Origin of the sequence: Lysobacter enzymogenes, from assembly GCF_900106525.1 — a bacterium.
Taxonomy (GTDB): domain Bacteria; phylum Pseudomonadota; class Gammaproteobacteria; order Xanthomonadales; family Xanthomonadaceae; genus Lysobacter; species Lysobacter enzymogenes.
Map to the genome: position 1 here is coordinate 83146 of NZ_FNOG01000015.1, position 1106 is coordinate 84251.

Annotated in this window: 1 protein-coding gene; it reads right to left on the bottom strand. The window is 64.7% G+C overall.

The window, feature by feature from the left end; all coding sequences use genetic code 11:
- Positions 1–1106, bottom strand: a 1106-nt coding sequence (locus tag BLU84_RS27410) for a DUF7507 domain-containing protein (RefSeq protein WP_211664606.1), incomplete at both ends; no start/stop codon positions are given.

The following is a 1106-nucleotide window of genomic DNA, read 5'->3' on the forward strand; positions in this document are numbered from 1 at the left end:
TCGGACTGCTGGACCTTGTAGGTACCGACCAGGTCACAGGTCGCACCCGGGGCCAACGTGGCGCAGGTGATCGTGTTCGGCGTGATCTTGTCGTCAGTGACAACCACATCCGTCAGGGTCACGTTGCCGGTGTTGGTCACGCGGACGCGGTAGCTCAGCGTGTCGTTGACGGTGATCGAGCCGCTACCGTCTTCGTCGGCATTGCTGGTCTGGGTCTTCTCCGACGTCAGGTTCGGCGTCTGAGTGACCGGCGTAGTGACGGTCGGGTTGCACTTGGCATCGGTCGAACCGGCCGGACACACATTCGGCGTCGAGGTCGACACGGTCGCCTTGTTGACGATCGAACCGGCGTTCACGTCGGTTTGCTGGACCTTATAGGTACCGACCAGGTCACAGGTCGCCGCAGGAGCCAGCGTGGCGCAGGTGATCGTGTTCGGCGTGATCTTGTCGTCGGTGACGACCACGTCCGCCAAGGTCACATTGCCGGTGTTGGTCACGCGGATGCGGTAGCTCAGCGTGTCGTTGACAGTGATCGAGCCGCTGCCGTCCTCGTCCGCGTTGCTGGTCTGGGTCTTCTCCGAGGTCAGGTTCGGCGCGGCGGCAATTGTCACCGTCTCGTCGTCGGTGTCGTTGACCGTACCGCCAGTCGGCGTGGTGCCCGTTCCGGTCGCGATGTTGGCGCGCGAACCGGTGTTCACGTCCTGCTGCGTCAACGTGTAGACGTTGCCCGCCGTGCAGGTCAGCGTCTGCGTCTCGCCCGGCGCCAGGGTCACGGCCGTGCACGCCAGGTTCGGCAGCAACGGATCAGTCACGTTGACGTTCGTCAGGGTGACGTTGCCGGTGTTTTCGACCGCGAAGGTGTAGGTGATCGTGTCGCCGATGTCGCCCGCGCCATTGGCCGGGGTGTCGGTGTCGGTGATCGCACCGGCCGTCTTGGTCAGCGCCATCGAGGCCGCCGGGGTGATCGTCACGGTCTCGTCGTCGGTGTCGTTAACCGTTCCGCCGGTCGGCGTGGTGCCCGTACCCGTCGCGGTGTTGGCGCGCGAACCGGTGTTCACGTCCTGCTGCGTCAACGTATAGACGTTGCCGGCCGTGCAGGTCAGCGT